10 protein-coding genes and 1 other annotated feature (1 of these 11 only partly in view) are annotated in these 12,949 nt (G+C 35.2%); of the genes, 5 read left to right on the top strand and 5 right to left on the bottom strand.

The window, feature by feature from the left end:
- Positions 1-7 precede the first annotated feature (7 nt).
- Positions 8-2,119, bottom strand: a complete 2,112-nt coding sequence (locus C794_RS11795; RefSeq protein WP_017797341.1) for a cell division protein FtsA — start codon at positions 2,117-2,119, stop codon at positions 8-10.
- Between the two features lie 156 nt (positions 2,120-2,275).
- Here C794_RS11795 and C794_RS11790 point away from each other — a divergent pair, with 156 nt between their 5' ends.
- From C794_RS11790 to motS, 4 genes are all read left to right on the top strand, one after another.
- Positions 2,276-3,349 (top strand): bifunctional 3-deoxy-7-phosphoheptulonate synthase/chorismate mutase, encoded by a 1,074-nt coding sequence (locus C794_RS11790; protein ID WP_017797340.1) that lies wholly within the window; start codon positions 2,276-2,278, stop codon positions 3,347-3,349.
- 484 nt (positions 3,350-3,833) lie between these two features.
- Positions 3,834-4,832 (top strand): catabolite control protein A, encoded by a 999-nt coding sequence (gene ccpA, locus C794_RS11785; protein ID WP_017797339.1) that lies wholly within the window; start codon positions 3,834-3,836, stop codon positions 4,830-4,832.
- Positions 4,833-4,935: 103 nt separating this feature from the next.
- On the top strand, positions 4,936-5,763 hold the full coding sequence (motP, locus tag C794_RS11780) for a flagellar motor protein MotP (protein ID WP_017797338.1): 828 nt from the start codon (positions 4,936-4,938) through the stop codon (positions 5,761-5,763).
- Complete coding sequence (gene motS / locus C794_RS11775) at positions 5,753-6,508, top strand: flagellar motor protein MotS (RefSeq protein WP_017797337.1); 756 nt, start codon at positions 5,753-5,755, stop codon at positions 6,506-6,508. The genes motP and motS overlap by 11 nt, the downstream gene beginning before the upstream one ends.
- An 85-nt stretch (positions 6,509-6,593) precedes the next feature.
- Here motS and C794_RS11770 read toward each other — a convergent pair whose 3' ends face one another.
- The 3 genes from C794_RS11770 to C794_RS11760 are packed head-to-tail and all read right to left on the bottom strand — an operon-like array spanning position 6,594 to position 9,083.
- Positions 6,594-7,781, bottom strand: a complete 1,188-nt coding sequence (locus tag C794_RS11770) for an acetoin utilization protein AcuC (protein WP_017797336.1) — start codon at positions 7,779-7,781, stop codon at positions 6,594-6,596.
- Positions 7,778-8,428, bottom strand: coding sequence for an acetoin utilization AcuB family protein (locus C794_RS11765; protein WP_017797335.1), 651 nt, complete (start codon positions 8,426-8,428; stop codon positions 7,778-7,780). Before C794_RS11765 ends, C794_RS11770 begins: the two co-directional genes overlap by 4 nt.
- A gap of 1 nt (position 8,429) precedes the next feature.
- Positions 8,430-9,083 carry a GNAT family N-acetyltransferase gene (locus C794_RS11760; RefSeq protein WP_017797334.1) on the bottom strand — a complete coding sequence of 218 codons (654 nt, stop codon included), beginning with the start codon at positions 9,081-9,083 and terminating at the stop codon, positions 8,430-8,432.
- Positions 9,084-9,217: 134 nt separating this feature from the next.
- Between C794_RS11760 and C794_RS11755 the strand changes: the two genes are divergently transcribed.
- The gene (locus C794_RS11755; RefSeq protein ID WP_017797333.1) at positions 9,218-9,661 is read left to right on the top strand and encodes a VOC family protein; all 444 of its coding nucleotides are present in this window, start codon (positions 9,218-9,220) and stop codon (positions 9,659-9,661) included.
- 88 nt (positions 9,662-9,749) lie between these two features.
- Here the strand turns inward: C794_RS11755 and C794_RS11750 are convergent, their stop codons facing one another.
- A complete protein-coding gene (locus C794_RS11750) occupies positions 9,750-12,659 on the bottom strand; it encodes a transglycosylase domain-containing protein (RefSeq protein ID WP_017797332.1) in 2,910 nt (969 codons plus the stop codon).
- Between the two features lie 120 nt (positions 12,660-12,779).
- Positions 12,780-12,949, top strand: a binding site (T-box leader) (it continues 34 nt past the right edge of the window).

Below are 12,949 nucleotides of genomic sequence, written 5' to 3'. Positions count from 1 at the left end.
TTGTGTGTTATTTAATTTCTAGACGATCTCCTGGCTGGATGATTTCATCAAATGAAGTGGGTCGATCATTTCGATAGAGTTTAAAACCAGGATCTAAATTATAAATATCTAATGAAATAAAACGGAATACATCCTGAAAAATAAATGGTTTTGGAACGTCTTCCATTAATTGAATTTGGTCTCCTTCATATAGCAAAGAATCCATCGACAGTTGCTCATTATTTCTATATATTAATGCAAGTGGCTGTCTTAGAACAACTGAACTATCATTAAACATAATTTTGCATGTTTGTTCCATCTCGGTATCTAAATGTCTTAAAAGATCAGATACAGTAGGAGATATAAACGATGAGATTTCCAATTTATCTTTGTTAGAAATAATATTTTCTTTTGAAACCTCTAGACCATTAATATGAATCGTTGTCGAAGCTTCTGGAATTGTATACTCCCGATTATTCACATATACGTAAAAGACATCTTTTGTTGGAATTGATTTTAATTCACTAAAATCTTGTACGGTTAGTTTATCTTTCCACTCAATATTATCTTGATCTTGAATGATATAGTCACGATTACGTATTGTCCCATTAACGAATATTTTTGTAGGGAGTGTTATAAGCTCACTTTCATAATAAAAATTTAGATTGGGAGGATCGACAATTTCATTTAATCGTAAACAAGGAGAATCACCTGATGCCCCTGTTTGTACTTCAATAATATCGCCATTTTTTATAAAATCATCTAAGGACGCACTTTCGGAATTAACATATATAAGAGGAGGTTGGCCAACAGATCCTGGAATGGTCATATCTCTTCCGTTTACATTTATGACAATACCTGCTCCTGGTTTTCCATATAATTTATTTGTATCGATCCCTGACTGAATAATACAGTCTCCAACAGTTAATTTTTTCATTTCAAACATACGAATACGTTTTTTATTCACGGTAACAGTTACATAATGAACTGGATTTTGACTTGCTGCAATTGCTATTCCAATAGGAGTTACAAAAGCGGGACCTTGTGGTGTTTGGTCATTCTTCCTTAAGTCCGCAATGGCCTCAATGCTTCTTATTGCTACACGGTTTTCAGGAAGGTCTAACTTGGCAGCAATATTCTTGCTGAGTTCAGGGGTTAAGCTTCCACCACCGACAAGCATGATAGCACGTGGTACTTTTTCATTTAACCTGAGAATTTCATCTGTAATTTGATCAGATAAACGATTAATAGAAGTTCGAATATCTTCAACGCATTGATTGTAAGTCACAACTGTCTTAAAACCCAATATATCTTCTATCTGTGCTTCACCTTCATTGACAATTTGCCGTTTCATTTGTTCGGCTTTTGGAAAATCTAATAAGTATTGGTCACTAATTGCTTCTGTTATCTCATCTCCAGCAACAGGGACCATACCATAGGCAATTACCGTTCCTTGATCTGTCAGAGCAATATCACTTGTACCAGCCCCAATATCAACTAATGCTACATTTAACCTGCGCATAGATTTGGGGATCAATACTTGAATGGCTGCAATCGGTTCTAATGTCAATGCTTCCATTTCTAATTCTGCACGTTGAAGTGCAGCAAGAAGAGATTCAACAACGATTTTTGGGAGAAATGTAGCAATGATCTGTACAGTAGCAGTTTCTCCTTGTTGATCAATAAATGAACCGATTTCCTCATTATCTAGTTGATATTTTAGTACAGAATATCCGACACAATAGTGTATTAATGTATCTTGTTTTTCTTCTTTTATTAGATTCCGTTGAGCTTCTTGAACAGCGAGAAGTTCAATATGTTTTATTTCTTCTTGCTCTGTAATTGGTTGATTATTTAGTGTAATAGTTGCTTTCGCTTTCGTTGTCTTTAACGACCGTCCAGCTGCTGCGACACATGCTTTATGTAACGTCAGATTATTTCTTTCTTCTAATAGTTGCTTTACTTGTTTAATTACTTCTGCTACAGCAACAACATGGTGTATTTGACCATCACGCATAGATCGTTCTGTATGTTCTATTTCAACATAATCCAAGACCTGATAGGTACTTTCTTCCATTTCTAATAAAATACCAGTAACGGAGCGTGTACCAATATCCAGAGCAAACATGGTATTAGGCATAGGTATAAAGCTCCCTTCTTTCTTGTAAACTATCGATATAATTATATCATTCTTAATTTATTATAAACTTAATGGTGACAAATGAAACAATTTTAGCTATAATTGTCTCTAATTATTCGAAAAGAATATAAATTGTATTTTCAAGGAGCGTGTCAAATGAGTAATGAAATGGAACAACTAAGACAGCAAATGGATGATATAAATCTAGAAATATTAGATTTAATCAATCAACGTGCAAGTGTTGTACAAGAAATAGGTAAATTAAAAACAAAACAGAGCATTATTCGCTTTGACCCAGTGCGCGAACGAGAAATGCTAGATTATATTAAAGAGAATAACAACGGGCCATTTCAAGATGCCACGTTAGAACATATATTTAAAGAAATATTTAAAGCAAGTTTAGAATTACAAGAAGATGACCATAGTAAAGCTTTATTAGTATCACGTAAGAAGAAGCCAGAAAATACTGTAGTTAATTTAAAAGGAAAAGAAGTTGGAAATGGTGAATTAAGTTATGTCTTTGGTCCTTGTGCCGTAGAAAGCTATGAGCAAGTTGCAGCGGTAGCACAATCTGTAAAAGATAAAGGCCTAAAATTACTTCGTGGAGGTGCATTTAAACCACGTACTTCTCCATATGATTTCCAAGGTCTAGGTGTAGAAGGGCTACAAATACTTAAAAAAGTAGCAGATGAATATGATTTAGCTGTAATTAGCGAAATTGTGAATCCTGCTCATATCGAAGAAGCAATAGAATATATAGATGTTATTCAAATTGGCGCTAGAAACATGCAAAACTTCGAATTGCTTAAAGCAGCAGGCGATTCGAAAAAACCTGTATTATTAAAGCGAGGACTTTCTGCTACTATCTCAGAATTTATTAATGCTGCAGAGTACATTATGTCTAGAGGCAATGGAGACATTATCCTTTGTGAACGCGGAATTCGAACGTACGAAAAAGCAACAAGAAATACATTGGATATATCAGCAGTACCAGTATTGAAAAAAGAAACACATTTACCAATAATGGTGGATGTTACGCATTCTACTGGTCGTAGAGATCTCTTGTTACCTACTGCAAAAGCAGCAATTGCCGTTGGTGCAGATGGTGTAATGGCAGAAGTACATCCTGATCCAGCAGTCGCATTATCTGATTCTGCTCAACAAATGGATATTCCTACTTTCGATCAATTCTATAAAGAAATTAAAGAAACAGAAAATCGATTAAGATAAAACGAATTACAAACCGATTGATGATGAAATGCTCCCCTTTACATTAGATAGTTTAAAGGGGAGCATTTTTTTTACATGTGTAAATCAGCATGTAGGGATCAGTACCACCTACTTCAATACAAATATGCTAATGCCTAAAAGAATAAGTAGTGGATAAATCGTTATAGATTGTCGATTATGTTCCACTGTATGAAGTTTCACTTTATGAATAAAATACAACAATAATTGATAAAAAAACTTGATTCACTAGTTAGAAACTGGTATTTTTGACAAGAATGAAAACAGTTATGAAAAATTTTCATTTTGTTTACATGAAAACTTTGTATTTTTTTTCATGGTAGAGTATCATATATAGAAAGAACAGTGGATATTGTCATTTTGTCAGTTTAGAAAGTATAGTCATTTCTTTACTGCATGATTGCAACTAAAGCTTTCACCATTAGAGTTTGGTGATAAGCGGAGTTCCTAATAGGAGGTATATATAATGAATGTAACTATTTACGATGTAGCAAGAGAAGCAAATGTCTCCATGGCTACGGTTTCTCGTGTGGTTAACGGAAACCCGAATGTGAAACCAACCACAAGAAAGAAAGTATTGGCTACAATTGAACAACTTGGTTATCGCCCAAATGCAGTAGCACGAGGCCTTGCGAGTAAAAAGACAACAACTGTTGGAGCGATTATTCCGGATATTTCCAATATCTTCTTCTCTGAACTGGCACGAGGGATTGAAGATATTGCTACTATGTATAAATATAATATAATTTTGAGTAGTTCTGATCAAAACAAAGATAAGGAATTAGAGTTAATTAATACTATGTTAGAAAAACAGGTTGATGGAATACTGTTTATGGGTGGTAATATTTCTGAAGAGCATATTCATCAATTTCAAACTTCTTCGGTTCCTGTCGTATTAGCTTCCACATACGATCCAACAGATACAATACCTTCCGTAAATATTGATTATGAACTTGCTGCATATGAAGCGACAAAGCAATTAATTCAAAAAGGAAATAAACAACCAGCATTAGTTGGAAGTAAAGCTGACACTAGTGTAAATAACTTGAAAACCAGTGGTTATTTAAGAGCATTAAAAGAAGCAAATATAGAAGTTAATGAAGATTATATTTATAAAGATGAGTACGCTTATCAAACTGGAATTAAAGCAGTAGAATATCTATTGGATTTAGATGATAAGCCTAATTCTGTGTTTGTTATGTATGATGAAATTGCTTTAGGTGTTATTCATGGAGCTCAGGATAAAGGACTCAATGTGCCGAATGATTTAGAAGTATTTGGATTTGATAACATTCGTTTATCAACAATGGTTCGACCTACGTTGACCACCATTGTACAGCCAACATATGATATTGGTGCTGTAGGAATGCGTTTATTAACTAAATATATGAACAAAGAGCAAGTTGATGAAAAAAATGTAGTATTACCACATAGAATCGAATTTAGAAACTCAACAATTCAATAAAAATACCGATAAAAGGTATAGATGAATAGAAGTTCAAAAGGTTATCATATAGATGGCATTTTGGACTTCTATTATTTCAGAAAAGCTATGGGAGAATGATTAGATGACAAAACGTGATTTATTAACTCCACTTGGTATTACACTAGGATTTGCAATGATAATGGTAGCAATTATGTCTAACAGTGGATCTGAAGGGATATCATCATTTGCAGATATTTCATCTATATTCATTGTGTTAGGTGGATTAACTGCTTCCATGCTAATTACTTTTAAAATGGAACAAATTCGATTAACAAAAAGAGTATTAAAAGAAGCATTTCTTAAAAGCCAACGGTCCACCCCTGAACTAATTCAATTATTTATCCAATTATCGGACCGTGCTAGAAGGGAAGGTATCCTTGCCTTAGAAAATGAATTGGATGAAGTGGAAGATCCATTTATTCGTAAAGGCATGATGTTAGCGGTAGATGGTGTAGAACCTGAAGTAATCACAGATATATTAAATGCAGAAATAATTGCTATGGAAGATCGACACTACAAAGGTCGTCAGTTAATTGAAAAAGCAGCAGAATATGCTCCTGCATGGGGGATGATCGGTACGCTTATTGGATTGGTTCTTATGTTGAATAAGTTAGCTGAACCTGCATCGTTAGGTCCAAGTATGGCTGTAGCATTATTGACTACATTGTATGGTACTGTCTTAGCCAATCTGTTTTTTACACCAATGGCTGGAAAACTTGAATCTAAAACAGAAGAAGAAGTATTTATAAGACAGATTATTATAGAAGGAGTAATCGGAGTCCAATCAGGGCAAAATCCACGCATTCTAGAAGAAAAACTAAGTGCTTTTCTAACTGAAGAGGATATGCAAACAGAGAAGAATAAAACCAATGAAAAGTCCTACGCGGGAGAAAAGCTAAATGAAGCGTAGATCAATAAGACAGAAGACGAAAAAAGGCGCACCAAAGTGGATGGTCACATATTCCGATATGATAACACTTATTCTAGTATTCTTTATATTATTATTTTCTATGTCGCAAATTGATCAAACCAAGTTCGATCAAGTAACAGAATCTTTTCAAAACCGTATGATTTTAGATTTCTTGCCTTCAGCTGTACCTTTAGATCATCCGACAGAAAATACAGGTGAAAAAAGTGATAATGGAACTTTAGATGAAATCGAACCAATATATCTTGCGAAAGATGAAGTAGAGGATCGTAATGATGAACTTGATGACCTAATGATGAGTGTTTCTCAATACTTAGAAGAGAATAACCTTAACGATGTTATTACAGCTAACAGAAATGACCGCGGAGTTGTTCTTGTATTACAAGAAAAAATACTATTTAAGTCTGGAGAAGCTGAAATATTAGAGGAGGCAGGACCTTTTTTAAATCATATTGGTTCCCTATTAAGTGACTTACCTAATCAAGTAAAAGTCGAAGGGCATACAGATTCTAGACCAATATCTAACTATCGTTATCCTTCTAATTGGGAATTATCTGGCGCAAGAGCAAGTAGCGTCGTTCGATATTTAATAGAGGCCAAATCTCTTCATATGGAAAGATTTTCAACAGTGGGGTATGCTGATACGGTTCCGTTAGAACCAAATACCAGTGAATCTAATATGAGCAAAAATCGCCGTGTAGAAATTATTATTTTAGATAATGAGTAAAAATATAGATAATAAACTAACAGCCTGCGGAGAAGGAACGAATTCCCCGCAGGTTATTAGTGTCACATTATTGGGAAGACACTTTTTATTTTGGCTTTGTAGACACATTAGTTAGATGTCTAATTGGTTTTGTATATTTTAATAGATTTTGTAGTAATTGATAGTTCTTCTCTGTAATTTCATTTTTTCTAGGAATGCTTGGTTGAATATCCTCAAGGTCTTGCCATAATTGAGGAAGTGTAACTGGTGACTGATCTTGCCATTTTTCTTTCCATGTTGCCGGTAAATTACCATAACTAGCTTCATTGTTTTTCATCACATTCCATATTTGTCCCCAAGCTCTTGGAATCACCCTCCACATATCGTATCCACCGCCACCAATTGCAATCCATTTACCGTCACAGTATTTATGTGCAAGTTCGTGGGCAATACGAGGAATTTCCTCATATATACGCATAGTTCCACATAAATGGGTGAGCGGATCAAGACAGTGAGCATCTACACCATTTTGAGTAACAATAATGTCTGGCTTGAAGAAAGCTGCAATCTCTTTGAATGCGGTTTCATAAAGCGTTAAAAATGATTCATCTTGTGTAAAGGCATCAATCGGCAAATTAAAGGTATATCCATGACCTTCTTTAATACCACGTTCGTTTATACCACCTGTGCCGGGGAACAAATATCTACCAGTTTCATGGATTGAAAAAGTACATACATTTGGATCATCATAAAAGGCAGATTGAACGCCGTCTCCATGATGAGCATCTGTATCCACATAAAGTACTTTTAAATTGGTATGTTCACGTATATATTTTATAGCTACTGCGCTATCATTATAAATACAAAATCCTGATGCGCGACTCCTGAAACCGTGATGTAGTCCTCCGCCAAGGTTCAACGCATGGGTATAATTATCATTTAATACAGCATCAACTGCTGCTAATGTGCCTCCTACTAAGTAGCTGGCTGCCTCATGCATTTGAAAAAAAGCAGGGGTGTCTTCCGTGCCAATACCATATTCTAGTGCTCTTTCTTCTGTGATTTCTCCGCTTCCAGCACGTTTTACTGCTTCGATATAATCAGGATGATGAAATAATAACAATTCTTCCTCAGTGGCCAATCGAGGAGTTATCAAATCACAATCACTTAATACTTGATGAGCCTCTAATAATTCTTTCGTTAAAAGCACCCTTTTTTGATTAAATGGATGCTGTTCATGAAAATGGTATTTTAAATATAGAGATGAATATACGAAACCTGAAGTACCAGTCATCGTTTAGGCTCCGCAATATTATTTGGCCACAGTAATGGATATCCAGCTTCTCGAAGGTCTTGTATGATAGGCATTGGATTTAATGTTTTTACCCGAAAAACTAAAATTTTATAATCTGGGTCTCTATATGGATAAATGAGAACGGATACAATATTGATTTTTCTCTTACCAAATATTGCGGCAACCTCCGGTAAAATCCCTGGCCTATCTGGAACTTTTACTTCAATGAGAGAGCTTTGGACATGAGTTCCCGTTAATTGAATTAATGTATATAGCATATCTTTTTCTGTTACTATTCCAATGAGCCTTTCATGACTTACGACAGGTAGACAAGCAATTTCTTTCTCATAAAAAATAGCTGCTATCTCTTCTACAAAATCTAATGGATGGATTGTCACCACTGGACTTGTCATAATTGATTGAATTTCATTGTTTAATACATCAACATCTGTTGTAGAATCAAAAAATGTAGATGGACTAGCATCGCGTACATCTCGATCAGAAACAATTCCAATAACTTGAAAATCATTGTTAACAATTGGTATATGTCGAATCTTATGCTGTTGTAATAATTGCAGGGCATCGTTAATTGTTGCTTTTGGAGTAAGCGTGATAACCTCCGTTTTCATTATTTCTTCAACTAGCATGTTAAAGACCCTCTCTCATATTTCTATATTTTGATCTTCCTAAAAAGCGTAGTACGTCAAACTGTTCAATTGACTTTTGGGTAACATTCTTACCGGTTCGCACCATTAAGCAGTTTGCTGGGTGAGAAATAATTTCTGGATCATCTGTAGGAGCTGGTAATAGTCCACCAGCAGCCATCATTTTTTCCATCACTTTACGATATTCCCAAATACTTAAGTTTGTACCTTCTAAATCCCAATGCCAATAATATTCTGTTGATATAATAATGTAATTTTCCATATAATTATCCATCATGGATACTTTTAATAAATTTGATGCTACTCTTGCACCACGGTATGCAGGGATAATTTCAATTGCTCCTAATTCAATGAGCACTTCCATATTAAATGTAGACCATCTTTCTAATGGATCAGGATGAAGATAAGTGACATACCCAATGATGGTATCTTCTGTTCTTGCAACAATAATTCTTCCTTCAGGGAACTCAGCAATATCCAATAAAGCTTCAAATTGTTTAGGAGCGGGACGAAAAGCTGTTAGTTCAGAATGAAATTCATATTTTTCTAGTTCTTTGCGCGGAATAGGTCCTTCAATCGTGATTTGACCAAGTTTCGTTGAATAGGAGATAGAATGGTGTTTCTTTGTATGTTCCATTAATTCACCACCTGTTGTAATACATAATATTTCAATTTCTATTATACAGGAAACGAAAACTTGTTTTTAGTATTTTTTGAAATTTATATAAAAAAATAGTACATTAAAGACATCAAATTATAAGGAGTATAACTATGAACCGATTAAATTTAGTAACATTAGGTGTTCGTGATATCGTGAAAAGCATTAATTTTTATAAGGAAGGATTAGGATTTGATGTGAAAATTTATGGGGATTCAGAAGATCCAGATGTTGTATTTTTTAACAATAATGGTTCAAAAATTTCCTTGTATCCAATTGATTTGTTAGCAAAGGATATTTATAAACAAAACCCACCATCATTAGAAAATAAAGCTTTTAGTGGAGTAACATTAGCATATAATGCAAAATCAAAACAAGAAGTTGACGAGATATTTATTTTGGCAAAAAAAGCCGAAGCAACAATTGTGAAATTACCAGAAAAAGTTGAATGGGGAGGATATAGCGGTTATTTTCAAGATCCAGATGGACATTTATGGGAAGTTGCTTACGGGGATATGTGGGAATTTGATGAGCAGGATATGCTGATTATTAAATAACCGAGTATCTAGTCGTTAATAAAAAACACCCACTAATTAGAGTTAACTTCTAGTTAGAGGGTGTTCATCTTATTCTTAATGAAAGGTTCTACTCTTCATCGGATTCAGATTCAGATTCTTCGTTATTACTTTCATCTGTTTCTTCATCAGAATTTTCATCTTCATTCTCTTCATTACGTTCAGACTCATCGTTCGTCTCATTATCAGGAGTTTCCTCTTCTTTATCTGATGTCTCACCAACAATAACCTCACTGGAATTATCGGATTCTTCACCGAAATAATCGACTGCGCGTACGATATATACACCGTTATCATTCCCAATGTCATAACTTGTTGAAGTGGTACTTCCGATTTTTTTGAAGTTTTCACCTGGTTCACTAGAGCGATACACTCGATAACCGACTACATCTTTACTAGAAGATGTGTTCCATGTTAAATTACTTCCCGATTTCTTTATGGAACTTGGACTTGCAGGAGCCTTACCATCGTCTTCGATGGATGAACCTACAGAACCACTTGGGGCAGCAATTTTTTCCCATTTTTCACTTTCTGTTCTTGGGTAAAGTTGACTAATGTCATTGAGATTATCATAGCCCTTACGTTTCAACCATTCAGGGTTGAACATTAATCCATCACCTTCCACAAATTCAGAAGGAGTATTTGGACCAGCTTTCACCGATTTTCCATCCACTACAACGTAGCTACCAGAAATTAAACTATCGTCTTTTTCCGATGGAACATATTTTTCATTGAATAAATCGGTTTTCACTAGCCCTGCTTGTTCACAAAGTTCTGATGGGAGCATACCTGAAATCGCGCAATAACTGCGTTCGACGATTCCTCCCGGACGTTCAAAACGATCAGTAGGTGTGACTAATTCTGGGTTTTCATTTGCAGCTGCATTAATCAGTTTTGCCCAGAGCTGCAAGTTTCTATGACTATAAGAAAGGGGGTGATTCTGTGCATTAATCGAATACGGAGTATCATATCCTATCCAAGTCCCCATTGTAATATTTGGATTGGTGCCCATGAACCAAGCATCTTTATACTCTTGGGAAGTTCCTGTTTTTCCAGCCCAATCGACAGTTGTATTATTTAACTGGGAATTCAGGTATCTTGCAGTACCATTTGAAACTACGCCTCGCATCATATCGAGTGTTAAATAATTTGTCTGCGGACTAAATATCTCCACAGGTTCGGATTCATGTTCATAGATTACTTCCCCGTCAGGATTAACAATTTTCTCAATCATATAGCCGTCTACAAATTTACCATTGTTACCTAGAGTACTATATGAATTCACAGTTTCTTCCACACTAATGCCATGATCCATAGCGCCCAAACTGAGTGAAGGATGATAATGGTCACCTTCTGTTAACGAAGTAACTCCCATTTTTTCCAAATAATTTGCAGCTGGATCTTCATTAATTATTCTCATATACGTATCAACTGCCGGAATGTTGTAGGAACTTTCCAGTGCTTTACGTGCGGATACCATACCATAACTTCCGCCACCATAGTTGGATACTTTGTAATTACCAAATGTTTTAGGATAGTCTGCAATTGGTGTTCCTGGTTGTACAACTCCTGCTTCCATTGCAGGACCGTAGACAAGAATTGGTTTACTTGTACTCCCAATCGATCGTACCGTATTAAATGCATAGTTGTTCGAATGGTCTTCATCATGACCTCTTCCACCTACAAATGACACAATGCGACCGCTACTATTTTCAATCATTACTGCACCGGTTTGTATTCGCTCTGTTACTTCATATGATTCGCCCTCATCATTAGTTTTTGTAAATGTACGATCGTAGCCATAATTTTCATAGTTACGGGCTACTTCCTGCATCGCATCATAGATTCCTTTATCAATAGTCGTGTGAATTTCATAACCATCCATACGCATCGCGCGTTCTGCTACCTCTTCATATTCTGCTTCTAGATTTTCATCTTCATCTATATCTTCTTTCGTAATGCCATCTTGCTCCATTAGAACATCTTTAATGATATCTTTTGCACGTTTTTCAACTTCGAATGTAAGATATGGATATTGATCAACAATAGATGGTTTTCCTTCGGTGAAATCTTGTGCAATATCATATTCTAACGCTTCGTTCAGTTCTTCATCTGTTATGTAATTCATATCATGCATACGATTTAGAACAGTTTTCATTCGATTTATTCCAGGTTGTAAGCCGTCCTCATCTTTTATTTCACCGCTCGTTAAAAATGGTGTATAAACAGAAGGGCTTTGTGGTAATCCGGCTAAATAAGCCGCTTGTGGAAGTGAAAGTTCACTTGCATCCACACCAAATATGCCTTGAGACGCTGTTTGAATCCCTGCGATATTACGACCAGAAGAGTTACGACCATACGGAATAATATTCAAATAAGCTTCCATAATTTCGTCTTTCTCGAAGAATTGTTCTAATCGCATAGCAAGTAATATTTCTTTTGCTTTTCTTTCAAACGAAACTTCATTTGTTAGTATTTGATTCTTGATTAATTGCTGTGTTAGTGTACTACCACCTGTTTGAATAGAAGAATTGGTCAATTCTTGTACCATTGCTCTTAGAATAGCTTTAGGTACAACACCCTCGTGTTCCATAAAATACTCATCCTCAGTAGCAATGACAGCATCAATTAAGATTGGAGACACTTCTTTCAATGTAGTATCTTCCCGATATAGATCAGAACGTATATCACCTGCATATACTTCTCCAGCAAAATAAATACTTGATGTTTCTGAATAATTATAAATATCCATTGCCATAGATTCTTTATCTCGAATAGGTTCATCTTTTACTAACGATGCGAAGTAACCTAAACCGATACCTCCAACTAAAAAGAATCCGATGAACATGATAACGCAAGTAAATAAGATAATATTCCAAACTACATCATATGTAATTCTAGAAGTTCGTTGGACGATACCTTCATGCCACCAACGCTTTAATGTATCCCAAAAACGTAGTAGTTTTTCTTTCATATTCATGTATAGACCTCCTAAATTCTCTAAACTATTATAGCATATGACAAATTTTTTAGGAGCGTAGATTATTAAATTGTTGCATTCCGGTTACGATTATGCTATGAATAGTATCATACAATAAAGTTAAATACGAAGAAGGATCGAAGTAGCTATGCAAATCACTATTAAAGAGAACTGACGGGTGGTGCAAGTCAGTATATATTTGCAAGTGAATTACAATCTGGAGTAATTCTCTTATTTAGAGATCGGTGGAAACATCGTTAACAATTCCAAGTGGCTGGTAATCCAGCAAC

It is taken from the genome of Oceanobacillus kimchii X50, from assembly GCF_000340475.1.
In the GTDB taxonomy this organism is placed as follows: domain Bacteria; phylum Bacillota; class Bacilli; order Bacillales; family Amphibacillaceae; genus Oceanobacillus; species Oceanobacillus kimchii.
This window is presented reverse-complemented; position numbering and strand designations above follow the sequence as displayed.

What these genes read in the sequence shown, in the direction of transcription:
- C794_RS11765 (WP_017797335.1), bottom strand. Translation starts at nt 8,428, where the DNA reads ATGCTAGTTGAAGAAATAATGAAAACGGAGGTTATCACGCTTACTCCA.
- C794_RS11795 (WP_017797341.1), bottom strand. Translation starts at nt 2,119, where the DNA reads ATGCCTAATACCATGTTTGCTCTGGATATTGGTACACGCTCCGTTACT.
- ccpA (WP_017797339.1), top strand. Translation starts at nt 3,834, where the DNA reads ATGAATGTAACTATTTACGATGTAGCAAGAGAAGCAAATGTCTCCATG.
- motS (WP_017797337.1), top strand. Translation starts at nt 5,753, where the DNA reads ATGAAGCGTAGATCAATAAGACAGAAGACGAAAAAAGGCGCACCAAAG.
- C794_RS11755 (WP_017797333.1), top strand. Translation starts at nt 9,218, where the DNA reads ATGAACCGATTAAATTTAGTAACATTAGGTGTTCGTGATATCGTGAAA.
- C794_RS11760 (WP_017797334.1), bottom strand. Translation starts at nt 9,083, where the DNA reads ATGGAACATACAAAGAAACACCATTCTATCTCCTATTCAACGAAACTT.
- C794_RS11750 (WP_017797332.1), bottom strand. Translation starts at nt 12,659, where the DNA reads ATGAATATGAAAGAAAAACTACTACGTTTTTGGGATACATTAAAGCGT.
- C794_RS11790 (WP_017797340.1), top strand. Translation starts at nt 2,276, where the DNA reads ATGAGTAATGAAATGGAACAACTAAGACAGCAAATGGATGATATAAAT.
- motP (WP_017797338.1), top strand. Translation starts at nt 4,936, where the DNA reads ATGACAAAACGTGATTTATTAACTCCACTTGGTATTACACTAGGATTT.
- C794_RS11770 (WP_017797336.1), bottom strand. Translation starts at nt 7,781, where the DNA reads ATGACTGGTACTTCAGGTTTCGTATATTCATCTCTATATTTAAAATAC.